Here is a 21,992-nt window from a genome sequence, read left to right as displayed (position 1 = left end):
ACGGCCGCTGGCCGTCATCCCCCACACGGTAGTGACGGCCGCTGGCCGTCAACGCAGCTACGCCGGCAGCTTCGCGATCACCTTGATCTCGAACTGGAATCCGTACAGCCAGGTCACGCCGATCCCGGTCAGGGTGGGATGCGGCGCTTCACCCCAGTACTCCGGCACGATCGCCCAGGCCTTTTCGAAATTCTTCTCCGGGTCGACGATGAACACCGTCACGTCGACCACGTCGTCGAAGCTGCAGCCGGCCGCCGCCAGCACCGCGTTGAGGTTGTCGAAGGCGCGGCGGACCTGGGCTTCCAGCTCGGGCTCGGGCGAGCCGTCTTCGCGGCTGCCGACCTGCCCGGACACGAACAGGAAGCCGTTGGCACGCACCGCCGGCGAATAGCGATTGCGTTCGTACAGGGCCTGGCGGCCAGCGGGAAACACGACATCACGGGTCATGGGATTGCTCCGTCAGGGCTGCAGCAGGCTGCCGCAGCACGGGGTTACATGCTGGACCGCCTGTTCCGCTGGATAAACCGACAGAAGCCGCCTAGATTGTTCGGCAAATCCGACAGATCAGGCCCTGCATGGACCGTTTCGACGCAATGCGCGCCTTCGTCCGGGTAGTGGAAACCGGCAGCTTCACCAAGGCGGCGCAGACGCTGCAGCTGGGGCGCACGCGGGTGACCGAGCTGGTCCAGCAGCTGGAGTCCCACCTGCGCGTGCGCCTGCTCAACCGCACGACCCGCCAGGTCAACCTGACCGCAGATGGCGAGCTTTACTATCCCCGGGCGGTGCGCCTGCTGGCCGAACTGGAAGCGGCCGAAGCCAGTCTCTCCACCGCCACCGATGCCCCGCGCGGGCGCCTGCGCATCGATGTGCCCAGCCCGTTCGCCCGCCTGCTGCTGGTGCCGGCGCTGCCGGACTTCCACGCGCGCTATCCGGACATCGAACTGCAGATCGGGGTCAGCGACCGCGAGGTCGACCTGATCGGTGACAACGTCGACTGCGTCATCCGCGGCGGTGAGCCGATCGAGCAGTCGCTGGTGGCGCGGCATATCGGTGATCTCCGCTTCGGCATCCATGCCAGCGCCGGTTATCTGGAGCGCCATGGCGTACCCGCCCATCCCCGCGAACTGGAAGGGCCGGACCACCTGACCGTCGGCTTCCTGCGACCCCGAACCGGACGCACGCGCCGCTTCGTGATGCAGCGGGGCGAGGAACAGATTGACGTACGCGGGCGCCACGTCATCGCCATCGACGACGGCGATGCCTATCTCGCCGCCGGCCTGGCCGGCCTGGGCATCATCTGCGTGCCGGAGTACATGGCGGCCGCGCCGGCCGCGCGCGGCGAACTGGTGCAGCTGTTCGACGACTGGCGGATCGAATCCATGCCCATGCACGTGATGTTCCCGCCCACCCGGCATGTGAGCCAGCGCCTGCGGGCGTTCATCGACTGGGTGACCGCGCTGATGCAGGCATGAACCGACCGCGCTGCCTCTGGTGGGTGCATGCCGGTGCCGCCTAGGCTGCAGGCACGGCGCGCATGCCAGTCATGCTCGCCGCGCAGATCGCCCGGCCGGGCGTCCACAGGGCTGCCAGCGTGCACGTAGAAGCCATCCGCATCCAGAACCTGCGCGCGTTCAGCGACGCCAGCATCGATTTCCGCCACGACGGCGACGCCGCCGTGGGCGCGCCGCTTGCCAACGTGCATGTGCTGCTCGGCGGCAACGGCGCGGGCAAATCCAGCGTGCTGCGGGCGATCGCGCTCGGCGTGCTGGCACCTGTATTCGAACGCGATGCCACGCTGGAGCGCACCGGCTGGGTACGCAGGCCGCCAGGCAACGGTGCCGGCGCCTGCGTGGCCGAGGATACCGCGCGCATCGACATCGACCTGCGCCTGCATGGCCAGGACCTGCTGGCGTGCGCCGGACGGCCGCTGCAGGCACTGCCGATACAGGCCCGGATCGAGCGTGTCGGCGACATGGAGCTGCTTGACTGGCTGCGCCCGCAGCAGGCCGAGCTGGGCCGCGACCTGCGGCTGATCCAGCAGGTGCGTGAGCCCAGTGCGTTCTTCCTGGTGGCCTACGGCGCCTCGCGCTGGGTCGACCACGCGCAGGCTGCCGCGGATGCGGCACCCGTGCCGGTGGGACGGCAGCGACGCCAGCGCGTGGCCAGCCTGTTCGACAACCGCGGACTGCTGCCGCTTGCCGCCTGGTTGCCTGCGTATGCGGCGCAGAATCCCGGCCGCCATCGACAGGTGGTCACCCTGATGAACCGGCTGCTGCCGCACGGCTGCCGGATGGCGACCACGGCGTCCCAGGAGCCGCCGCTGTTCGAGATCGACGGCGCGCAGCTTCCCTTCTCCGGCCTGTCCGATGGTTACCAGGCCTATGTCGGCTGGATTGGCGACCTGCTCCACCAGTTGTGCTTGGGCGCACCGTCGGGCCGTCGGCTGGCCGACAACCAGGGCGTGGTGCTGGTCGATGAGATCGACCTGCACCTGCACCCCGCATGGCAGCGCTCGCTGCTGTCCACCCTGTCCCAGGCGCTGCCGAAGCTGCAGTTCATCGTGACCACCCACAGCCCGCTGGTGGTCGGTGCGCTGCAGCCGCACAACCTGATCGTGCTTGATCGCACGGACACGCTGGGCACGCGTTGCCGTCGGTTGCCTGAGCGGGTGCATGGTCGCAGTGCCGACGAGATGCTGCTCAGTCCGTATTTCGGGCTGGCCAGCACCCGGCCGGCGGCGGTAGGCGGCAGGCTGGAGCGCCTGCGGCTGGCCAGCCAGCACGGCGATGCCGCCGCGGCGGTGGCCTATCTGCAGCTGCTCGCCTCGGGGGAGGGCCTGGCGTGATCCGCATCCGCGTGGGCGAAGCGCAACTGCGTGCACTGGTCAGCGCGCACGACCGCCGCTGGCTGGACAAGGCGCGGCTGCGCACCGCCGAGTACCGGCGACAGGGCCGCTACGCCGAAGGCAGCGAATTCTGGGGCGACATCAAGCAGGTCTACATCGAGCTCCAGCATGAGAAATGCGCCTACTGCGAAAGCCGCCTGGCCGGCCACGCGCTGGCCAGCAAGGTCCACGAGGTGGAGCACTTCCGGCCTAAATCGAGGGTCAGCGCGTGGCCACCCGCCACCGGCAAAGGCGCTGTGGGCTTCCTGCCGCCGTGTGCGGTGGGCCGGGCCAGCACGCGCGGTTACTACCTGCTGGCCTACCATCCGCTGAACTATGTGATTGCCTGCACGCGCTGCAATTCGACGTTGAAGGCCGACTTCTTCCCGGTACGCGGCAGACGCAGCACGCGCGCATCCACGCCACGCTCGGCGCGCGCTGAAGACCCGCTGCTGGTGTATCCGCTCGGTACCCTGGACACCGATCCCGCGCGCATCCTGCGCTTCGATGGCGTACTGGCCGTGCCACGTCGCACGCGCGGTGGCGACCATGAGCGCGCGCGGGTGACCATCGAATTCTTCCAGCTCAACCACCAGGACCTGACCAGCCGGAGGGCACGGCTGCTGGGGGCGTTATGGCTGTCGTTGCGCGCCGTGCAGCTGCCGGGCTTGCCGGATGACCTGCGCCAGCTGCAGCAGCAGTCGATCGCCTACGCACAGTCCGACCGCGCCGAGTTCGCCGCCTGTGCACGCGACTTCGTCGCGCTTCATGGTGCTGACAGGGAACGCGCGGACGCGCTTGGCAGCTTGGCGCTGCAGTTGGCCGCGGGCTGACCGAGCAGCTGCGCCACGGCCGCCACGCCGGTCGCCACGCCGTCTTCGGCCGCCATCTGCCGGCCGAGTGCCGCCGCGCGCCCGCGCACGTCCGGGCGTTCGGCAAAGGCGAGTGCCGCAGACAGTCGCCGGGGGTCCAGCCGCCGGGGCGAGAGCGCCGCCGGCGACACGCCGAGTCGATGCAGGCGGTCGGCCCAGAAGAACTGATCGGCCGCGAACGGCATCACCATCGACGGCACACCGGCGCGGCAGGCCGAATGCGTGGTGCCGCTGCCGCCATGGTGGATGACCAGCGAGGTCAGCGGGAACAGGGCTTCATGCGGCACCGGCCCCACCACGTGCACGTCGTGCGGCAGGGCCAGCGCCGGCGTGCCCGACCAGCCCGGTGACAGCAGCACGCGGCGCCCTTCAAGCATGCGCAGCAGGGCCGACAGCACGGCGTCGCGGTCGAACCCGGTCATGCTGCCGAAGCCCACGTAGACCGGCGGCGCGCCGGCATCCAGGAACGCCTGCAGGGCGGGCGGGGGCGACCACCCGGCGCTGTCGGGCAGGCGCCACTGGCCGCAGACCAGATGGTCGGCCGGCCAGTCCGCGGGCGCGGCCACCAGGCTGGGCGACACGCCGTACAGCATCGGCGCATCGATCCACGGGGTGGTCGCCGGGGGCAGGCCCAGCACCGCGTGCCGGGCCTGGTTGACCGGTGCGCGGAACTGCTGCCAGATCAGCCGGGTGACCAGCCGGTGGCTGATCCGGTTCAGCGCCGCCGGTGTCCAGCCCGGTGGCAGGAAAGGGGAGGGGAAGGCGCGGGTCGGGGTGATCGGGATCATGCCGGTGCCGATCACCGGAATGCGGTGGCGTTCGGCCACGCTCAGGCCGACGAAGGCGGCCAGCCCCCCGGCCAGCACCGCGTCACAGCCTGCAGCGGCCCGGTCGGCCTGGCCCATCCAGTCGGCCACATGCCGCCGCGCCATCCGGGCCAGTCCACTGCTGGCGGCCCGTGGGCTGTTGCCGCGCGACAGCAGTGCCACCACTTCTTCGTGGATGTCGCCCTGCAGGGCGGCGTGCGGCACCTCCAGTGCCTGCGCGCTGCCCAGCGTGCCGGCGTCGGCGAGCAGCATCACCTCGTGGCCGGCGTCGATCAGCCCGCGGCAGAGCAGGGTTAGGGGGCGGGTGTCGCCTTCGGTGCCGTAGGTGAGTGCGAGTAATTTCATCCCGCCTGTGTAACAGGCCGCGGGCGAGGGTACCGTGGAGCGGCCCTGGCTTGCAGGTTCCGCCTGATCCGGGCATACTTCGCGGCTCGCTGTGTCCGGTCAACCCCGGGTGGCGGTACCGGTAACACGTCCTCCGGTATGCCCAGGTCAGCGTAACCCTTTGATTCTCTTGACGTGTGATGGGAAACCATCGAGGCCGCCGTCCCCCAGGCCATGGGGAGACACCCATCACCATCGAGGTGCGCAATGTCCCGCAAGTGCCAGGTTTCCGGCAAGCGAGTGCAGACGGGTAACAACGTCTCGCACGCCAACAACAAGACCCGTCGTCGTTTCCTTCCGAACCTGCACGTCCGCCGTTTCTGGGTGGCGAGCGAAGGCCGTTGGGTCAAGCTTCGTGTTTCCGCGCATGCACTGCGCACCATCGACAAGAACGGCATCGACTCCGTTCTGGCTGAGCTGCGTTCGCGCGGCGAAAAGGTCTGAGGAGTAAACGATCATGGCAGGCAAGCGCGACAAGATCCGTCTGATTTCGACGGCCGGTACCGGCCACTTCTACACGACGGACAAGAACAAGAAGAACACCCCCGGGAAGATGGAATTCCTGAAGTACGATCCGGTCGTGCGCAAGCATGTCCCGTACAAGGAAGGCAAGATCAAGTAATCCGCCAGGATGCTTGAGCTTCCCGAGTGAAGAAACCCGCCGCGAGGCGGGTTTTTTTATGGCCGTGACCCACCCCGTGCCAGAATGGCGCTCCCTTTGCGCAGGTGGGGCGATGCTCTTGGAATGGACGCTGGGCTCATGGCTGCTGCTGCTGGACTGGCTGATCCGGTTGGCCGCGCTGTTGTGGATTCCCGCCCGCACCACCCCCGGCGCCGCACGCAGCTGGCTGCTGCTGGTCGGCTTCGTGCCCCTGCTGGGCCTGCCGCTGTACCTGCTGTTCGGCCACCCGTGGCTGTCCGGCGAGCGCCTGCGCCGTCAGGCCGAGGCCTCGCAGGTGATCCGCGAAGAACAGGCGCTGCAGTCCGCCCTTCGCTGGCAACCGGACGCCGATACCACCGTCGCCGAAATGGTGCCGCTGGTGGAACGGCAGGGCGATTTCATGCCCGTGCACGGCAACGCGCTGGACCTGCTGACCGGCTATGACGATTCGCTGGCCCACCTGATCGCCGATATCGACCAGGCCGAAGAGCGCGTCCACCTGCTGTATTACCTGATGTTCGACGATGCGGTGGGCGATGCCATCGTGGAGGCGCTGCAGCGTGCCGCCGCGCGCGGCGTGCAGTGCCGCCTGCTGCTGGATGCGGTGGGCGCCAAGCGCGGCCTGCGTGCCTACCGCAAGCGCCTGCTGGCGCGCGAGGTGGAGGTGCGTGCGATGCTGCCGGGCGGCCTGCGCTGGCGGCGCAGCGGGCGCATGGACCTGCGCAATCACCGCAAGATCGCGGTGATCGACAACAAGGTCGGCTACATCGGCTCGCAGAACCTGGCCGATGCCACGTTCGTGCGCGGCCGTCCCAACCGCGAACTGGTCGCGCGCCTGCGCGGTCCGGCCGTCGCCCACCTGGAGGCAGTGTTCGCCAGTGACTGGTACATGGAAACCGGCCAGCGGCTGGACGTGATGGCCGACGTGCCGGTGTGCAGCGAAGACGTGGCCACCCAGCTGCTGCCCAGCGGCCCGGCCTACCCCTTCAGCAACGCGCGCGATGCAGTGAATGCGATGATCCACCTGGCACGCCGCCGCATCGTGCTGGTCACCCCGTACTTCGTGCCTGACGAGGCCACGCTGAGTGCGCTGCGCATCGCCGCGTTGTCCGGGGTGGACGTGCAGCTGATCGTATCGGCCACCAGCAATGCACGGCTGACCGCATGGGCGCAGGAGGCGTACTACGATGAGCTGCTGCGCAGCGGCGTGCGCATCGCGCTGTACGAGCCGCATTTCCTGCACGCCAAGCACCTCAGCGTGGACGAGGACATCGCGCTGCTGGGATCGATCAACCTGGACATCCGTTCCTTCGCGCTGAATGCCGAAATCGGCCTGCTCTGCTATGACCGCACGATCGTGCGCCAACTGCTGGATATCGAAGAAGACTACCTGCGCCAGTCGCGACCGCTGGAGCTTTCGCAGTGGCGCAAGCGGGCCACCTGGCGGCGCAGCCGCGAAGGCATCGCGCGGCTGGCCGATGCGCTGATGTAAAGGCGCTGGCCGATCCATCGCCTACAATCACTGCATGAACGATACAGCGACTCCGCACCGCATCGACCTGGCCATCATCGGCGGTGGCGCCGCCGGTGCGCTGACCGCCCTGCACCTGCTGCGCCACGCCAAGGCCCCGCTGCAGGTCCAGTTGTTCGAGCCGGCCTCGACCCTGGCCGAGGGCATCGCCTATGCCACGCCGGCACCGCAGCACCTGCTCAACGTGCCGGCCGGCCGGATGAGCGCGCTGCCGGACCAGCCCACGGATTTCACCGATTACCTGCGCCAGGTCGACGCCTTCCCGCAGGATGATGATGCGTCGCTGGCAGGCCGCTTCGTGCCGCGTCGGCATTACGCGGCGTATCTGCGCCAGCGTCTGGCGGAGGCGGGCGAGGGCAGCCCGGTGCAGCTGCAGGTGGTTCCGCAGGCGGTGCTGTCGCTGCGCCGGCACGCGGGCGCGGCACGGCTGGAACTGACCGATGGCACCGCGGTCGATGCCGGCCACGTCGTGCTGGCCTGCGGCAACAGCGTGCGCCCGATCCCGCTGGCCGGCGCCGACGCCCTGCCACACCACTGCATCGCCGAAGCCTGGGATTACGACGGCGTCCGCCTGCTTGCGGGCGAGCAGGCCATCGGCATCATCGGCTCCGGGTTGAGCATGGTGGACAGCGTGGTGGCGTTGTTCGCGGCAGGCCAGAGCGGCGTGCTGCACGTGTTTTCCCGGCACGCGCTGATGCCGTTGCCGCATGCCCACGGGGCGCCGGCGACCTATGACCCGCAGCCCTTGCTGGCGATGCCGCTGCGCAGCCGGCTGCGCACGCTGCGCCGGCATGCCCGCGAGGCCGCAGCGCAGGGCATTCCGTGGCAGAGCGTGATGGAGCGCATCCGTCCGCTGGGCAAGGCGCTGTGGCAGACCCTCGATGACGCCGACCAGCGCCGCTTCCTGCGCCATGGGGTGCGGCACTGGGACGTGCATCGGCACAGGATTGCCGAAGAAGTCCACGTACAGCTGCGCGATGCACTGGCCGACGGCCGCCTGCAGCTGCACCGCGTGCGCCTGCAGGGCGTGGTGGAAACCGAGTCGGGCCTGCGCCTGTCCGCCTTGTCCCACGGCGCAGCGGTGCAGTGGGATCTCGGCGCACTGGTCAACGCCACCGGCGTGGAGACGCGTGCCGAGGGCCTGCGCAATCCATTGCTGAGGCAGCTGCTGGCCGAAGGCATCGCGCGCCCCGGGCCGCATGGCCTGGGCCTGGACAGCCAGGCCGCAGGCGACCGGCTGATCGATGCCGACGGCAACGCGGATGACGCCATCGGCGTGCTGGGCAGCCTGCGCATCGGCACGTTGTGGGAAAGCCTGGCCGTGCCTGAACTGCGTCAGCAGGCGGAGGATGCGGCACGCCACGCGGTGCGGGAGCTCGAAGCAGCGATGCCGTAAAATGGGGGCATGGATGTCTCCCACCTGCTTGATGGCCTGAACCCGGCCCAGCGCGATGCCGTGTCCGCCCCCCCTGGCCACCACCTGGTGCTGGCCGGTGCGGGCTCCGGCAAGACCCGCGTACTGACCCACCGCATCGCCTGGCTGCACGAAGTGTTCGGCGTGCCGACCCATGGCATTTTCGCGGTGACCTTCACCAACAAGGCTGCCGGCGAGATGCGCCATCGCATCGACGCGCAGCTGCCCAATGGCAGCCGCGGCGCCTGGATCGGCACCTTCCATGGGCTGGCCAACCGCCTGCTGCGCCTGCACTGGGCCGAAGCCAAGCTGCCTGATTCGTTCCAGGTGATGGACTCCGATGACCAGCTGCGGCTGGTCAAGCGCGTGGTGCAGGCACTGGAGCTGGACGACGGCAAATACCCGCCCAAGCAGATCGCCTGGTGGATCAACGAACAGAAGGACGAGGGCCGCCGCCCGCAGCATATCCAGCCCGAACCAAACGACGCCTGGCTGGACACCATGCGCCAGGCCTACACCGAATACCAGGCGCGCTGCGACCGCGCCGGGTTGGTCGACTTCGCCGAGCTGCTGCTGCGCGCGCATGAGCTGCTGCGCGACAACCCCGCCCTGCTGGCGCACTACCGCGCGCGTTTCCGCGAGATCCTGGTCGACGAATTCCAGGACACCAACTCCATCCAGTACGCCTTCGTGCGCGTACTGGCCGGCGACAGCGGACATGTGTTCGTGGTCGGCGACGATGACCAGGCCATCTATGGCTGGCGCGGTGCGAAGGTGGAGAACGTGCAGGGTTTCCTGCGCGATTTCCCCGGTGCGCAGACCATCCGGCTGGAACAGAACTACCGCTCCACCGCCAACATCCTGGGCGCGGCCAACGCGGTCATTTCGCACAATCCGGACCGCATCGGCAAGGAACTGTGGACCGACAGCGGCGACGGCGATCCGATCGACCTGTACGCGGCCTACAACGAAATGGACGAGGCACGTTACATCGTCGAGCGTGCCCGCCAGTGGGTGCGCGATGGCGGCAGCCACGGCGAAGTGGCGGTGCTCTACCGCAGCAACGCGCAGTCGCGCGCGCTGGAAGAAGTGCTGCTGAGCGAGCAGGTGCCGTATCGGGTGTATGGCGGCATGCGCTTCTTCGAGCGCGCCGAAATCAAGGACGCGCTGGCCTACCTGCGGCTGCTGTCCAACCGCAACGACGACGCGGCCTTCGAGCGCGCGGTCAACACCCCGACCCGTGGCATCGGCGACCGCACCCTGGACGAGGTGCGCCGCGAGGCGCGCGCGCAAGGCATTTCGCTGTGGGAAGCCACCATGCTGGTCACCCAGAGCAACACCTTGGCGGCACGCGCGCGCAATGCGCTGGCGGGCTTCCTGGTGCTGGTCAATGAACTGCAGGGGCAGACCCTGCACATGACCCTCGCCGAGCGCATCGACCACGTGCTGGCACGTTCGCTGCTGCGCGAACACTGGAGCAAGGAAAGCCGCAACGCGCTGGACTCCGAATCGCGCACCGACAACCTCGACGAACTGGTGTCGGTGGCCTCGCGCTTCGTGCGCCGGGCCGACGATGTCGAAGAAGTGGAGGACATGGACGAGCTGGTCGCCTTCCTCGCCTATGCCGCGCTGGAAGCGGGCGAAGGCCAGGCCCAGGCCAACGAAGACGGCGTGCAGTTGATGACCCTGCATTCGGCCAAGGGCCTGGAGTTTCCGCTGGTGTTCCTGGCCGGCATGGAAGACGGCCTGTTCCCGAGCGCGCGTTCGCTGGAAGAAAGCGGGCGGTTGGAGGAAGAGCGCCGGCTGGCCTACGTCGGCATCACCCGCGCGCGGCAGAAGCTGGTGCTGTGCTACGCCGAATCACGGCGCATCCATGGCCAGGACAACTACGGCGTGCCGTCGCGCTTCCTGCGCGAGATCCCGCGCGAGCTGTTGCATGAAGTACGGCCGAAAGTGCAGGTCTCGCGGCCGGCATCGCTGGGTGCCAGCCGTGGCGGGCATGCCGCGCTCGAAGCGCCGCCGCTGAAGCTCGGCACGATGGTCACCCATCCCAAGTTCGGCGAAGGCATGGTCACCGACTACGAAGGCAGCGGCGCGCATGCGCGCGTGCAGGTGGAGTTCGCCGATGCCGGCAGCAAGTGGCTGGTGATGGCCTACGCCAACCTGACCGCGCTGTAGGGTCGGCTACCGCGCCATGACCCGCCACGTGCTGTTCCTGTGCAGCCAGAACCGCCTGCGCAGCCCGACGGCCGAGCAGGTGTTCGCCGACTGGCCCGGTGTCGAAACCGCGTCGGCCGGACTGCTGGCCGATGCGGACGAGCTGCTGGGGCCTGAGCTGCTGGCGTGGGCCGATCTGGTATTCGTGATGGAGCGCGCGCACCGCACGCGGCTGTCGGCACGCTTCGCGCCCTGGCTGAAAGGCAAGCGCGTGGTGTGCCTGGATATCCCGGATGACTATGACTACATGGACCCGGTGCTGGTCGAGCTGCTCAAGCGCAAGGTCAGTCCGCACCTGCGCTGACCATCGGTTTAGGCGTTCCGCTTCTCCGTCCGTCTGCCGGGTAGCGGTGTCATCCTGAGCAGCGCCGTATTTATGAAAGCCAATGCCTATCGCTGGAGGCAGTATTTCCTTCTTGTTCAATGAAGGAACGCGCATGCCTGCTGTTGGCCCCTCGTCGCAGACAACGCCTGCGGGGATTCGCGGGCGGCATCACTCCGATCCCCTGCAGGACCGCGTCGCAGGATCAGGCATCGGCAGCCCGCAGGTCAGCAACACCGGCCCGGTGCGCGGATGCCTTCCGCCTGCGCCAACAGGGCCGCGGCGCGTATCGGCGGACCACTCCCCGCCTGCCACCGCGTCCGTCTACGCGCTGCGGCAGACGACGACGCTGCGCGCCTTGAACGCCCCGGGGGAGGCGGTGCAGGGCATCGACCAGATCGTCCGCATATCCAATCCCGATGCTGCAGCCGAAGAGGAATGCGCGGCACCCGTGCGCCGATGGATCGGCGCCGGCAGCCGTCCCGCAGCGCTGGTCACCCTCGACGGCGCAGACTGGAGGGTCAAAGAAACCGGCGACAGCGGGCTCAGCGCGATGGAGGCCAGCCTGTCCCGTGTGTTCCAGCTCACCGGTCTGGTCGCGCCGGACACCCGCGTGGTGGCAGCCGACCCTTCGGTGCCGGGCGGCAGCCAGCGCTTTGCTTCGCGGCTTGAACCCACCTTCAAGGACCTTGGCCGCTATCTTGATACGCCGGCCGCCGAAGCATTGGCCGCCGCAGGTGATGAAGGCGCCAGGATGCGTTACGCGCAGCTGCGCAGCGACCATGCAGCGGCGGTTTCCGACTGCGATGCGGTTCTGCAGCGCGCCGGGGCCGAGCATTTCTGGCAGCTGCAGGATCCGGGACTGCAGGCCGAGCACGCCGTCGCCGACAGACGACGATTCGATGCGCTGGAGGCGATGAATCGCTTGCTGCCGACCGCACAACGCAGCGACCAGGTCCGGCATTTCATCGCCTCGCGATGGCTCGGAAACTGGGACCACCTGAACTTCCGGATGGAGAATTTCGGCTACGCCGAGCGTGACGGACAACCGTTGGCGATGACCGTCGATTTCGGCTCGTGCGGGCCACTTGGATTCGCCACGCTGGACGCGCGCAGGCTGATGTTGCCCAAGCAGGCCAGTGGCGATATCGCGCTGCTGCAACGTCCCGCATCGCTGTTTCCCATTCCCGATGCCTTCCTTGAAAATGCGGCGGAGTTCGATGCGATGGGCGAAGATCCCGGTGGGCTGCACGACACGCTGGGCTGGCCCTACGGCTTCCAGTCGGACAGCGTTGCCGACCTGATGCGCACGCCTGGCGTGCCCGACCCGGCCATTGCCGATGCAATGGCGGAAATGGGCTACCGCCTCGCGTTGGTTCCTGCAGCCACCGTGCATGCGGTGATCGGCGCAGGATGGCAGGTACCCGCCGGCGCGCCGGCGGGGCGCTGGCCGGACGCCGCAACGATGGCCGGCATCCTGGTGCAGCGCCGTCTGGTACTGCTGGCCCAGTACGCGCCGGCACAGATCCGTGACTGGATCAACGCCGACCCCGAGCGGGCCGCCCAGGTGCGGCAGCAGATGCTGGACGGCATCGGTGCTGCGCTGGGGGGTGATGCCGATCCTGCCCTCCAGCAGGAACATGCCGATGCACTGCAGGCCAGGCATCAGATGCTGCTGGACGGCGACATCGCCGCCATCATGGGCGATGCAAGGGCGCGCGATCCCAACGCCACCACGGCACGGATCAGGACCCTGCAGCGGCTGCATGACTGCAACCGAAGGCTGGCGGCCGCGCTGGACATCAATGCGGAGGCGGACATCCGCGCGATCGCCGAAGAGCTGTTGTCCTCATCGGTGTTCGGGCAGCTGTTGATGGACCTGGAACTGGGGCCGGGCTCGGATGCCCTGGGGCGCGCAAGCTTCGAGGCAAACCGCGATTGGCTGTTGCTGGTGAACCGCCTGGTGGATTCGGGTCATCTCGCTGCCGCGCAGGTCACGCATTGCCTGCTGGAACCGTTCGACGGAGCCGCCTATCCGCCCAACGTCGGCGCGCATGCGCATCGCGACCCCGCGCTCGGGATGGCATTCATCGACCTGTTGGAGACCCTGATGGCCAAATCGGCGGAGATCACGCCGGCCATGCTGCGTGAGGGCCTGCTGACGGCAAAGGTGAAGGGTTTCCCCAACTATTACGCCGCGCTGGCGGCATCCGGCGCATCCACCGCCTGGGACCAGCGCCTGCAACAGGCCGAGCTGTTGCCGGGCAACGCGGAGTACATCCGCTTGAGGTCGTGGCGCAGCTGGGCGGTGAAGAAGGTGTCCTATGAGCCGCGGCGCGGCGACGATCCGCTGCGGGTCGATGCGCGCGCACGACAGCGGGCCGCGCTGCCGCTGCGTGAGCTCGTGCAACAGGTGGACGGTGCCTACGGTACCCGCCGCATGATCGAACTGGAGCTGCCTGTGATGCGCGGGAACCTGCGCATGAAGTTGACCAGCCATGTCGAGGACGAGGCACTGCACGCGCTTGTCCAGGGCAGCGTGGAAAGCGCCTGGAAGGACGCCCTCGCCAAGCATCGGCTTCCGTCTGGCACGCCGGTACCCCCCAGGATGCTCGACGACCTCCAGCGCGGCGCGCTGGGCGATTATCGCGAACAGATGAAGAAGCTGCGCAAACCGGAGGCCGATGCGCTTGTCCAGGCCGCTGAGCAGCGCTACACGGACGCGGTGCTGGCGCAGCCAGGCATGTTGTTGGCCGAAAGGCGGCAGCTGCTCGAGCAGTGTGCCGACGAGATCAGGATGGGCATCAGCAGCATGGTCCGCGCTGCGGCCGGGTGCGACGAACCGGTGCTGGATGCAGGCGGCATCCAGCAGCGCGCCCAGCAGCAGGCCGCCACCACGGCAGTCGAGCTGGCCGCCGCGCATGCGACCGAGCAGGCGCAACTGGACGCGCAGGCACAGGCGCGGGCCAAGGCCGAACAGCAGGCGCGCAGCAGGGCCGGTGAATCCGCCCAGCGCGCATCCACCCGCGCTGCTGCGAAAGCCACCCACGCCGCGGCTCTCGCCGCCTCCTCACAGGCCACTGCGCAGGCCCAGTCCACCGCGCGTAGCGAGTCAAAGCGCCGTGCAGAGGAAAAAGCAGCCAAGGACGCATCGGCACGTGACGCGCGCGATGCGATCGTCCACAGCAGCCAGTTCAAGAATGAGGTGCAGACGCGCCTGGCCATGCTGCGCGCGCCGACCCCACCCGGTGCGACGTCCTCGTCTTCCCGGAAGACGCAAGGGCAGATAGAGCAGCGTGCCGCCGCGCTCAGGAATGATCGCCTGAATGCACCGCTGCAGGCGCGCCTGGATGCGCTCAGGGCGGACGCTCCAGGCGCAGCGGCAGCCGCTCGCTCCAGTCCCGGTCGTCAACGCACCCGGCAGTACGTGGATCCCCGCAGCGGAGCATCCGGCAGCACGACCCGATGATCCGCCGGTGCTCCGTCAGCAGTGCGGGCTTGTGCCCACCGCATAGGCCAGCCCGCGCCGCAGCAGCGCGCGCACCTGGGGATCGGCGTAGGCCGCCGCATCGTGGCCGAAACCGGTGTACCAGCTGCGTCCGCGGCCCATCCGCCGGCACCAGGTAATGGGATGGTCAGCGCCCATGGTGCCGCCCGGGTAGCTGGCCTCATCCACCGTCGCCAGCACCTGCACCCAGGGTCGCGGGTTGCGCCGGTAGTTGTATATCTCGTCGGTGATCGACCATTGGCGGCCATCGTGGCCGCCGCCGTGCAGGGTTACCTTGGCGGTCTGCAGGCCCGGTGGATGCTTGTGGAACCAGGCGCCGACCAGCTCGCCGTAGAACGGCCAGTCGTATTCGGTATCGGCCGCCGAATGCAGGCCGAGGAACCCGCCGCCGCCTTCGATGTAATCCTTGAAGGCCGCCTGCTGGGCCTCATCCAGCACATCGCCGGTGGTATTGGCGAACACCACGGCGCGATACGCCGCCAGTCCCTCGCCGGTGAAGACCGCGCTGTCTTCGCCGTGCACCACCCGCAGGCCCTGCTCGGACGCCAGTGACCGCAGCGTATCCACGGCCACCGGAATGGAGTCGTGGCGGAATTTGGCCGTGCGGGTGAAGACCAGGATCGCGTCGTCGGCAACGGCCGGCCAGGGCAGCAGGAACAGGGCCATGCAACAGCAGAGGAGGGTACGCATGCGGCGGATTCTGCCACGCACCGCGCGTCGGGCCATGCTGCACTGCATTGATCCTGCTCAAGGCATGGCCTGCACGGCGGGTGTGTAATGCTCGCGTTCCAACACGGCAGACCACCGAGGAGCCCGGCCATGTACAAGCGCATCCTGATTGCCACCGACGGATCGGAACTGGCGGAAAAAGGCCTGATGAAGGGCCTGGAGCTGGCCAAGGACCTGGACGCGGAGGTCGATATCGTGACCGTATCCGAGCCTTGGGCCGTCGGCATGTACGACGCCATGGGCTGGAGCGTGGGCTACATGAACAGCCCGGAATACAAGGCCGACCGCGAAGAGACGGCGCAGAAGATCCTGCAGCCCGCACTGGCCACCGCGCAGGCGCAGGGCGTGCGGGCCAACGGCGTGCACGTGCTGGACCGCTATGCCGCCGACGGCGTGATCGACGTGGCCGGCGAGCGCAGCTCGGACCTGATCGTGATGACCTCGCATGGCCGGCGCGGGATGACCCGCGTGCTGCTCGGCAGCCAGACCGCCGAAGTCCTGGCCCGCAGCAGCATCCCGGTGCTGGTCATCCGCTGACGCCGGCCGACCGGGGTCGGCGCCAGCGGGCACAGCGTTCCCTGGGGAGGGGACCCGGCGTCGGTCGCAGGAAGCGGCCGGCGCCGTTTTTCTTCCGGGCCTGGCGCCCGCGCCACGTTCAGTCGCGCAGCTTCAGGGTCTGCGATTCGTCCAGGCTGCCATCGGCCTGCAGCACTACGTAGCGTTCGCCGCTGCGGTCGAACAGCACCGGGATCGGATCGCGGAACAGCGGCCGCCGCACGAAGCGCAGCTGCCAGCCGAAATGTTCCAGGGTCTGCACGGCGGACAGCTGTTCGGCGGTCAGCCCGTGGCGAAGGGCGGCCTGGTCGATCGGCAGGTTGCGGCGTTCCACGTTGCTCATTTCGAAAGAACGTGCATCACCAGCTGTAGAGCTTCCAGTACACCGGTGACACGCCATCCTTGGAATTGTCCATGCGGCCATCGCCGTTCTGGTCGTAGATGAAATAGGGGGCACCGCGCAGCGGGGTCACCTTGACCATGCGCAGCTGGCCCGCCACCCGGTACTCCTCCAGCACGTCGCCGTTGTCCAGCGTGCGCTTGGCGATGTCGGCACCGGCCACGTCGACCGGCGGTGCACCGGCGCCACCGGAGGTCGCGCAGCCGGCCAGCAGCAGGGCCAGCAGCAGCGGCGCGGCGAGCATCATGGGTTTCATGGTCAGGAGTCCTTGGCCGGGTGTGCAGGGGATTATGCCCCAGCCGGCGTGACCGACGCGCAGGCGCGGGGCGCGTAGAATCGTCGCATGAGCAGATTAGTCCTTATCGACGGGTCCAGTTACCTGTATCGCGCGTTCCACGCGCTGCCGCCGCTGTCCAATCCGCAGGGTGAACCGACCGGTGCGTTGTTCGGCGTGGTCAACATGCTGCGCGCAACGCTGAAGGAGCGCCCGGCCTACGTGGCATTCGTGGTCGATGCGCCGGGCAAGACCTTCCGCGACGACCTGTACGAACAGTACAAGGCCAACCGCCCGCCGATGCCGGACGAGCTGCGCAGCCAGGTCGAACCGATGTGCCGCATCGTCGAAGCGCTCGGCATCAGCATCCTGCGCATCTCCGGCGTGGAGGCCGACGATGTGATCGGTACGCTGGCCCTGCAGGGCGTGGCGCGCGACCTCAGCGTGACCATCTCCACCGGGGACAAGGACTTCGCCCAGCTGGTGCGGCCGGGGATCGAACTGGTCAACACCATGACCGGCAGCCGGATGGATTCGGACGCTGCGGTGATGGAAAAATTCGGCGTGCGCGCCGACCAGATCGTCGACCTGCTGGCGTTGATGGGCGATGCCGTGGACAACGTGCCCGGTGTCGAGAAATGCGGCCCCAAGACCGCCGCCAAGTGGCTGGGCGAGTACCAGCACCTGGACGGGGTGATCGCCGCCGCGCCGGGCATGAAAGGCAAGATCGGCGAGAACCTGCGCGCGGCGCTGGAGCGGTTGCCGCTGAACCGCGAGCTGGTGACCATCCGTACCGACGTGGCGCTGGAGGCCGGCCCGCAGGACCTGCCGCTGCGCGAGCGCAACGTCGAGGAACTGCGCGAACTGTACGCGCGGTATGGCTTCACCCAGGCATTGAAGGAGCTGGAAGGCAGCGCCGGGCTGGCGCCGAGCGTGGCGAGCGAGGCAGCGCCGAGCCTGCGCGGCACCGCCGCCGGCTTCGCCCGCGGTGGCAGCGACACGGCGCCGGTGGCTGACCTGGACCCGTCGCTGTCGTTGCCGGGCGAGTACGAGACGGTCCTCGAGCCGGCCCAGCTGCAGGCCTGGGTCGAGCGGCTGCAACACGCGGACCTGGTCAGTTTCGATACCGAAACCGATGCGCTGGATGCCATGCGGGCGCGGCTGGTGGGCATCAGCCTGGCGGTGGAGCCGGGCAAGGCCGCCTACATCCCGATCAACCACGATTACCCCGGCGCGCCGGCCCAGCTGCCGATGCAGCAGGTGCTGGATGCGCTGCGCCCGGTGCTGGAAGACCCGGCGAAGAAGAAGCTCGGCCAGCACGGCAAGTACGACCTGCACGTGCTGCGCCGGCACGGCATCGACGTGCGCGGTTACCACGACGACACCATGCTGGAAAGCTTCGTGCTCAATTCCACGGCCACGCGGCATGACATGGATTCGCTGGCGCAGCGCTACCTCGGCTACACCACGATCAAGTTCGAGGACGTCGCCGGCAAGGGCGCCAAGCAGATCTCGTTCTCCCAGGTGGGCATCGACGAGGCCAGCCGCTACGCCGCCGAAGATGCCGATGTGACCCTGCGGCTGCACCGCGCGCTGGCGCCGCAGTTGCTGGCGCTGCCGTCGCTGGACCAGGTGTACCGGGAAATCGAAATGCCGCTGGTGCCGGTGCTGGCCAGCATCGAAGCCAACGGCGTGCAGGTGGACGTGGCCGAACTGCGCCGCCAGAGCCAGGACCTGTCCACGCGCATGCTGGCCGCGCAGCAGAAGGCCACTGAACTGGCCGGGCGCAGCTTCAACCTGGATTCGCCCAAGCAGCTGCAGGCGGTGTTGTTCGACGAACTCAAGCTGCCCGCCCTGGTGAAGACGCCGAAGGGCCAGCCGAGCACCAACGAAGAAGCGCTGGAGGCCATTGCCGAACAGCACGAGCTGCCGCGGGTGATCCTTGACTACCGTGGGCTGGCCAAGCTGCGCAGTACCTACACCGACAAGCTGCCGGAGATGGTCAACGCCGATACCGGCCGGGTGCACACCAGCTATCACCAGTCCGGCGCGGCCACCGGGCGGCTGTCATCGTCCGATCCGAACCTGCAGAACATCCCGATCCGCACCGAGGACGGCCGCCGCATCCGTCGTGCCTTCGTGGCACCGGAGGGCAAGCTGCTGCTGGCCGCCGATTACTCGCAGATCGAACTGCGGATCATGGCCCACCTGTCCGAAGACCCGGGCCTGGTACGCGCCTTCGAACAGGGTGCGGACGTGCACCGCGCCACCGCCGCCGAAGTGTTCGGGCGCCGCCTGGACGAGGTGACCAGCAACGAACGTCGCGCCGCCAAGGCGATCAACTTCGGCCTGATGTACGGCATGAGTGCGTTCGGCCTGGCACGCAACCTGGGCATCGACCGCGGCCAGGCGCAGGATTACGTCGCGCTGTATTTCAGCCGGTATCCGGGGGTGCGTGATTTCATGGACCGCATGCGCCAGCAGGCGCGCGAACAGGGCTACGTGGAAACCCTGTTCGGCCGGCGCCTGTATCTGAACGACATCAACGCGCGCAACCAGGGCCTGCGTGCCGGCGCCGAGCGGGCGGCCATCAATGCGCCGATGCAGGGCACCGCGGCCGACATCATCAAGCGGGCGATGGTGGACGTGGATCGCTGGCTGCAGGCGTCCGCGGCGCCGGCACGGATGATCCTGCAGGTGCACGATGAACTGGTGTTCGAGTGCGAGGCCGGTTTCATCGACGAACTGCGTACCGCGGTGGTCCTTCATATGTCGCAAGCGGCACAGTTGAAGGTGCCGCTGGTGGTCGATACCGGGCACGGCCAGAACTGGGACGAAGCCCATTGAGTCGTATCCAGCGCTTTATGACGCTGAATGGGTTAATGGGACCGATTTAGCTGACTAAATGATGAATATTCTGGTGAGGGTGGTCGGCTAAATGGGCCGCCTTCACGATTCATCAATGTTCGAAGTGCTTCCATAGGCTCCAACAGGCGCAACGCCTGTTGTGGATCTCTCCCATCCCCTGGAGAAGATCTCGGAACGGGGGCTCCTCCCCAAGCGCCCGTTCCCCGGCCCCGTTGACCTCCCCCTGGTCAGCGGGGCTTTTTATTTGCGGCGTCGGCAAGGCGTCGCCGTTACAGCCAGTCGCGCGGTACCAGGTAGTCGGCCAGCCGTGCTTCGGCGCTGCCGGGTTCGGGCTGGAAGCCGTATTCCCAGCGCACGCGAGGCGGCAGGCTCATCAGGATGCTTTCGCTGCGGCCCCCGCTCTGCAGGCCGAACAGGGTGCCGCGGTCGTAGACCAGGTTGAACTCCACGTAGCGGCCGCGCCGGTACAGTTGGAACTCGCGCTCGGCATCGCCGTACGGGTCGTCCTTGCGCCGCGCCACGATCGGCAGGTAGGCGTCCAGGAAGCCATCGCCGACCGCGCGCAGGTAGTCGAAGTCGCGCTCGAAATCGCCATGCAGATCATCGAAGAACAACCCGCCCACGCCGCGCGTCTCGTTGCGGTGGCGCAGGAAGAAGTACTCGTCGCACCAGCGCTTGTGCGCCGGGTAGCGCTCGGGGCCGAACGGCGCGCACAGGTCATGCGCGGTCTGGTGCCAGTGCTGCACGTCTTCGTCGAACGGATAGAACGGGGTCAGGTCGAAGCCACCGCCGAACCAGCGGGCCACCACCTGTCCCTCCCGTTCGGCCTGGAAGAAGCGCACGTTGGCGTGGGTGGTGGGTACCCGCGGATTGAGCGGGTGGAACACCAGTGATACGCCGGTGGCGCGCCACGAGGCGCCCGCCAGCTCCGGCCGGTTGGCCGAAGCCGAAGGGGGCAGGCGGCTGCCGGCCACGTCGGAAAAGCCGATGCCTGCCTGCTCGAACACGGCGCCGTCGCGCAGGATGCGGGTGCGGCCGCCGCCGCCTTCGGCGCGCTGCCACAGGTCTTCCTGGAAGCGGGCCTGGCCGTCGACGCCTTCGATGGCGGCGCAGATGCGGTCCTGCAGGTCGGTGAGGTAAGCGCGGACGCGGTCGAACTCGTTCATGCGTGCAGTTTAGCCGGTGCCCGCGGCCCACGGCAGGTCGCGCCGCGCGTTCGCCGGGCACGGCGCGGCGCCAGCGGCTGGCAGAAGGACCTCAGCGCTTGTGGTTGCCGGTGCGCGGGGCGGCCGGTGCGTCGTCCTTGCTGCTCCCCTCGGCGGCGTCCTGCAGCGCCCGCCCCAGCTCCATCAGCGTCCAGTTACGGGTGGCCACCACGTCGCAGGCCACGTGGCGGCCGCTGCGGTCGGCCTCGCACAGCTGCTGCAGCTGCGCCCGCGCGTCCACGTCGGCGCTGTTTTCCTGCGCACTGGCCAGGTTCTCGCAGCCTTCGCGCACGCCGGCGCGGCACACCTGCAGGTAGCTGCCGGCGGCCTGTACCCACTCACCGGACAGCGCCTGCTGGTTGCCCAGCGTGTTGCAGCCCTGCAGGCTGCCGGCCTTGCAGCAGGCGGCAGCCCCGTCGGCGCTGCCGGCCTGCGGGCAGTCACGCGGCAGCGGCACGACGTTGAAGACCACCGGCGCGGTGCACTGCGCCGGACCCCCGCTGCGCTGGAAGACGCGCATCCGGGTCCACTCGTCCATGCCGACCAGCTTATCGCCGGGCAGGGCCTGGAACACGAAGTCCCCGCCCTTGTCGTGGCGCAGCCGGATCTCACCGTCTTCCAGCCGCGCGCGCGCCTGCGCGCCCATGCCCAGTCCCACCAGGCCGCCGTCAGCGAAGTCCAGCGTGTCCAGCAGCCCGCCGTCACTGCGGTACTCGCCGCAGGGCAGGGCGGTGGCCGGCTGCGGCCGTGCCGCGCTGCCGAGCGCCTGCAACGGCGCATGCAGCTCGCAGGCGCGCTCGTCGCCGCTGTGGCAGCTGAGCTGCAACGCCGCCACGGCCTGCACGAAGGCGCCGGCCTTCCACTGTTCCTCGGCCACCTCGCGGCAGAAATCGCCGTCCGGATGGTCCACGCACAACGACTGCAGGGACGCCAGCCGGCCTGCCGGCAGCACGATCTCACGCTGGTCGAACACCCCGGTCAGCGCCATGCCCATCGCCTTGGACAGCGCCGCCTTGGCCGCTACCTCGCAGGCCTGCTCGTCATAGGCGGGGTCGGCTTCCTTGCACACCGCCGGTTCCTGCAGGTCCGGGTCGTCATTCGGGGCGCGGGTGTCGGCCTGGCGCGCCTCGCTGACCCATTCGCGCAGCAGGCCGCTGCAGGCCACGCCGGTGCCCTGTTCGCACCACTGCTGCAGGCGCGTTGCATCGGCGCTGTACAGCTGGTTGCCACAGGTGGCTTCATCGTAGACGGCACAGTCCTGCGCATTGGCCACGGCAGCAGCGGACAGGAGGAAAAGCGCGGCGATCGCGCGTAGCGGCAGCGTCATCACTGACATGCAGA

Annotated in this window: 19 protein-coding genes; 12 read left to right on the top strand and 7 right to left on the bottom strand. The window is 68.5% G+C overall.

Annotated features, from left to right (window positions below; all coding sequences use genetic code 11):
* Positions 1-57 precede the first annotated feature (57 nt).
* A complete protein-coding gene (locus RTX79_RS07175) occupies positions 58-447 on the bottom strand; it encodes a RidA family protein (RefSeq protein WP_057507107.1) in 390 nt (129 codons plus the stop codon).
* Positions 448-575: 128 nt separating this feature from the next.
* On the opposite strand from RTX79_RS07175, the gene RTX79_RS07170 reads away from it, so the two are divergent.
* The 3 genes from RTX79_RS07170 to RTX79_RS07160 all read left to right on the top strand — a co-directional run bounded on the left by RTX79_RS07170 (position 576) and on the right by RTX79_RS07160 (position 3,717).
* The gene (locus tag RTX79_RS07170; RefSeq protein ID WP_312682958.1) at positions 576-1,472 is read left to right on the top strand and encodes a LysR family transcriptional regulator; all 897 of its coding nucleotides are present in this window, start codon (positions 576-578) and stop codon (positions 1,470-1,472) included.
* A 62-nt stretch (positions 1,473-1,534) separates the two neighbouring features.
* A complete protein-coding gene (locus RTX79_RS07165) occupies positions 1,535-2,845 on the top strand; it encodes an AAA family ATPase (RefSeq protein WP_312682956.1) in 1,311 nt (436 codons plus the stop codon).
* Positions 2,842-3,717, top strand: coding sequence for a hypothetical protein (locus RTX79_RS07160; protein WP_312682955.1), 876 nt, complete (start codon positions 2,842-2,844; stop codon positions 3,715-3,717). Before RTX79_RS07165 ends, RTX79_RS07160 begins: the two co-directional genes overlap by 4 nt.
* Here the strand turns inward: RTX79_RS07160 and RTX79_RS07155 are convergent.
* On the bottom strand, positions 3,651-4,928 hold the full coding sequence (locus RTX79_RS07155; protein ID WP_312682954.1) for a glycosyltransferase: 1,278 nt from the start codon (positions 4,926-4,928) through the stop codon (positions 3,651-3,653). The two genes, RTX79_RS07160 and RTX79_RS07155, sit on opposite strands and share 67 nt — an antisense overlap.
* Positions 4,929-5,174: 246 nt before the next feature.
* Here RTX79_RS07155 and rpmB point away from each other — a divergent pair, with 246 nt between their 5' ends.
* The 7 genes from rpmB (at position 5,175) to RTX79_RS07120 (ending at position 14,581) form a co-directional block, all read left to right on the top strand.
* Positions 5,175-5,411, top strand: a complete 237-nt coding sequence (gene rpmB / locus RTX79_RS07150) for a 50S ribosomal protein L28 (protein ID WP_312682953.1) — start codon at positions 5,175-5,177, stop codon at positions 5,409-5,411.
* Between the two features lie 10 nt (positions 5,412-5,421).
* On the top strand, positions 5,422-5,589 hold the full coding sequence (gene rpmG, locus RTX79_RS07145; protein WP_182339464.1) for a 50S ribosomal protein L33: 168 nt from the start codon (positions 5,422-5,424) through the stop codon (positions 5,587-5,589).
* Between the two features lie 112 nt (positions 5,590-5,701).
* A complete protein-coding gene (gene cls, locus RTX79_RS07140; RefSeq protein ID WP_312682952.1) occupies positions 5,702-7,120 on the top strand; it encodes a cardiolipin synthase in 1,419 nt (472 codons plus the stop codon).
* 34 nt (positions 7,121-7,154) lie between these two features.
* Positions 7,155-8,555, top strand: a complete 1,401-nt coding sequence (locus RTX79_RS07135) for an FAD/NAD(P)-binding protein (protein ID WP_312682951.1) — start codon at positions 7,155-7,157, stop codon at positions 8,553-8,555.
* A 9-nt stretch (positions 8,556-8,564) separates the two neighbouring features.
* Positions 8,565-10,751 (top strand): DNA helicase II, encoded by a 2,187-nt coding sequence (gene uvrD / locus RTX79_RS07130; RefSeq protein WP_312682950.1) that lies wholly within the window; start codon positions 8,565-8,567, stop codon positions 10,749-10,751.
* Positions 10,752-10,767: 16 nt separating this feature from the next.
* Positions 10,768-11,094 carry a low molecular weight protein tyrosine phosphatase family protein gene (locus RTX79_RS07125; protein ID WP_312682949.1) on the top strand — a complete coding sequence of 109 codons (327 nt, stop codon included), beginning with the start codon at positions 10,768-10,770 and terminating at the stop codon, positions 11,092-11,094.
* 376 nt (positions 11,095-11,470) lie between these two features.
* A complete protein-coding gene (locus RTX79_RS07120; RefSeq protein WP_312682948.1) occupies positions 11,471-14,581 on the top strand; it encodes a hypothetical protein in 3,111 nt (1,036 codons plus the stop codon).
* Between the two features lie 15 nt (positions 14,582-14,596).
* On the opposite strand, the gene RTX79_RS07115 is transcribed toward RTX79_RS07120, so the two are convergent.
* Positions 14,597-15,310 (bottom strand): ThuA domain-containing protein, encoded by a 714-nt coding sequence (locus RTX79_RS07115; protein ID WP_312682947.1) that lies wholly within the window; start codon positions 15,308-15,310, stop codon positions 14,597-14,599.
* Between the two features lie 129 nt (positions 15,311-15,439).
* Here RTX79_RS07115 and RTX79_RS07110 point away from each other — a divergent pair, with 129 nt between their 5' ends.
* Positions 15,440-15,886, top strand: a complete 447-nt coding sequence (locus tag RTX79_RS07110) for a universal stress protein (RefSeq protein WP_123700078.1) — start codon at positions 15,440-15,442, stop codon at positions 15,884-15,886.
* Positions 15,887-16,004: 118 nt separating this feature from the next.
* Here RTX79_RS07110 and RTX79_RS07105 read toward each other — a convergent pair whose 3' ends face one another.
* Positions 16,005-16,247, bottom strand: a complete 243-nt coding sequence (locus RTX79_RS07105) for a hypothetical protein (RefSeq protein ID WP_309682368.1) — start codon at positions 16,245-16,247, stop codon at positions 16,005-16,007.
* 16 nt (positions 16,248-16,263) lie between these two features.
* Entirely contained in the window at positions 16,264-16,560 is a 297-nt protein-coding gene (locus tag RTX79_RS07100; RefSeq protein ID WP_428695968.1) for a DUF2782 domain-containing protein, read from the bottom strand.
* Positions 16,561-16,647: 87 nt separating this feature from the next.
* Between RTX79_RS07100 and polA the strand changes: the two genes are divergently transcribed.
* Positions 16,648-19,425, top strand: a complete 2,778-nt coding sequence (gene polA / locus RTX79_RS07095) for a DNA polymerase I (RefSeq protein WP_312682944.1) — start codon at positions 16,648-16,650, stop codon at positions 19,423-19,425.
* Between the two features lie 290 nt (positions 19,426-19,715).
* Here the strand turns inward: polA and hemF are convergent, their stop codons facing one another.
* Both hemF and RTX79_RS07085 read right to left on the bottom strand, forming a co-directional pair.
* A complete protein-coding gene (gene hemF, locus RTX79_RS07090) occupies positions 19,716-20,612 on the bottom strand; it encodes an oxygen-dependent coproporphyrinogen oxidase (protein ID WP_309682374.1) in 897 nt (298 codons plus the stop codon).
* Between the two features lie 91 nt (positions 20,613-20,703).
* The gene (locus tag RTX79_RS07085) at positions 20,704-21,987 is read right to left on the bottom strand and encodes a hypothetical protein (protein WP_312682942.1); all 1,284 of its coding nucleotides are present in this window, start codon (positions 21,985-21,987) and stop codon (positions 20,704-20,706) included.
* Between the last annotated feature and the right edge of the window lie 5 nt (positions 21,988-21,992).

The sequence above is a fragment of the Stenotrophomonas chelatiphaga genome (assembly GCF_032054965.1).
Taxonomy (GTDB): domain Bacteria; phylum Pseudomonadota; class Gammaproteobacteria; order Xanthomonadales; family Xanthomonadaceae; genus Stenotrophomonas; species Stenotrophomonas chelatiphaga.
The sequence above is the reverse complement of the archived record's forward strand: the minus strand, read 5'-3'. Positions and strand labels throughout refer to the sequence as shown.

Bases quoted from the DNA above. Each gene is read 5' to 3' on its own strand.
- RTX79_RS07155 (WP_312682954.1), bottom strand. From the start codon at position 4,928: ATGAAATTACTCGCACTCACCTACGGCACCGAAGGCGACACCCGCCCC.
- RTX79_RS07085 (WP_312682942.1), bottom strand. From the start codon at position 21,987: ATGTCAGTGATGACGCTGCCGCTACGCGCGATCGCCGCGCTTTTCCTC.
- RTX79_RS07135 (WP_312682951.1), top strand. From the start codon at position 7,155: ATGAACGATACAGCGACTCCGCACCGCATCGACCTGGCCATCATCGGC.
- RTX79_RS07100 (WP_428695968.1), bottom strand. From the start codon at position 16,560: ATGAAACCCATGATGCTCGCCGCGCCGCTGCTGCTGGCCCTGCTGCTG.
- hemF (WP_309682374.1), bottom strand. From the start codon at position 20,612: ATGAACGAGTTCGACCGCGTCCGCGCTTACCTCACCGACCTGCAGGAC.
- RTX79_RS07175 (WP_057507107.1), bottom strand. From the start codon at position 447: ATGACCCGTGATGTCGTGTTTCCCGCTGGCCGCCAGGCCCTGTACGAA.
- RTX79_RS07115 (WP_312682947.1), bottom strand. From the start codon at position 15,310: ATGCGTACCCTCCTCTGCTGTTGCATGGCCCTGTTCCTGCTGCCCTGG.
- RTX79_RS07105 (WP_309682368.1), bottom strand. From the start codon at position 16,247: ATGAGCAACGTGGAACGCCGCAACCTGCCGATCGACCAGGCCGCCCTT.
- uvrD (WP_312682950.1), top strand. From the start codon at position 8,565: ATGGATGTCTCCCACCTGCTTGATGGCCTGAACCCGGCCCAGCGCGAT.
- polA (WP_312682944.1), top strand. From the start codon at position 16,648: ATGAGCAGATTAGTCCTTATCGACGGGTCCAGTTACCTGTATCGCGCG.
- RTX79_RS07165 (WP_312682956.1), top strand. From the start codon at position 1,535: ATGCCAGTCATGCTCGCCGCGCAGATCGCCCGGCCGGGCGTCCACAGG.
- rpmB (WP_312682953.1), top strand. From the start codon at position 5,175: ATGTCCCGCAAGTGCCAGGTTTCCGGCAAGCGAGTGCAGACGGGTAAC.
- RTX79_RS07125 (WP_312682949.1), top strand. From the start codon at position 10,768: ATGACCCGCCACGTGCTGTTCCTGTGCAGCCAGAACCGCCTGCGCAGC.
- RTX79_RS07170 (WP_312682958.1), top strand. From the start codon at position 576: ATGGACCGTTTCGACGCAATGCGCGCCTTCGTCCGGGTAGTGGAAACC.
- cls (WP_312682952.1), top strand. From the start codon at position 5,702: ATGCTCTTGGAATGGACGCTGGGCTCATGGCTGCTGCTGCTGGACTGG.
- RTX79_RS07110 (WP_123700078.1), top strand. From the start codon at position 15,440: ATGTACAAGCGCATCCTGATTGCCACCGACGGATCGGAACTGGCGGAA.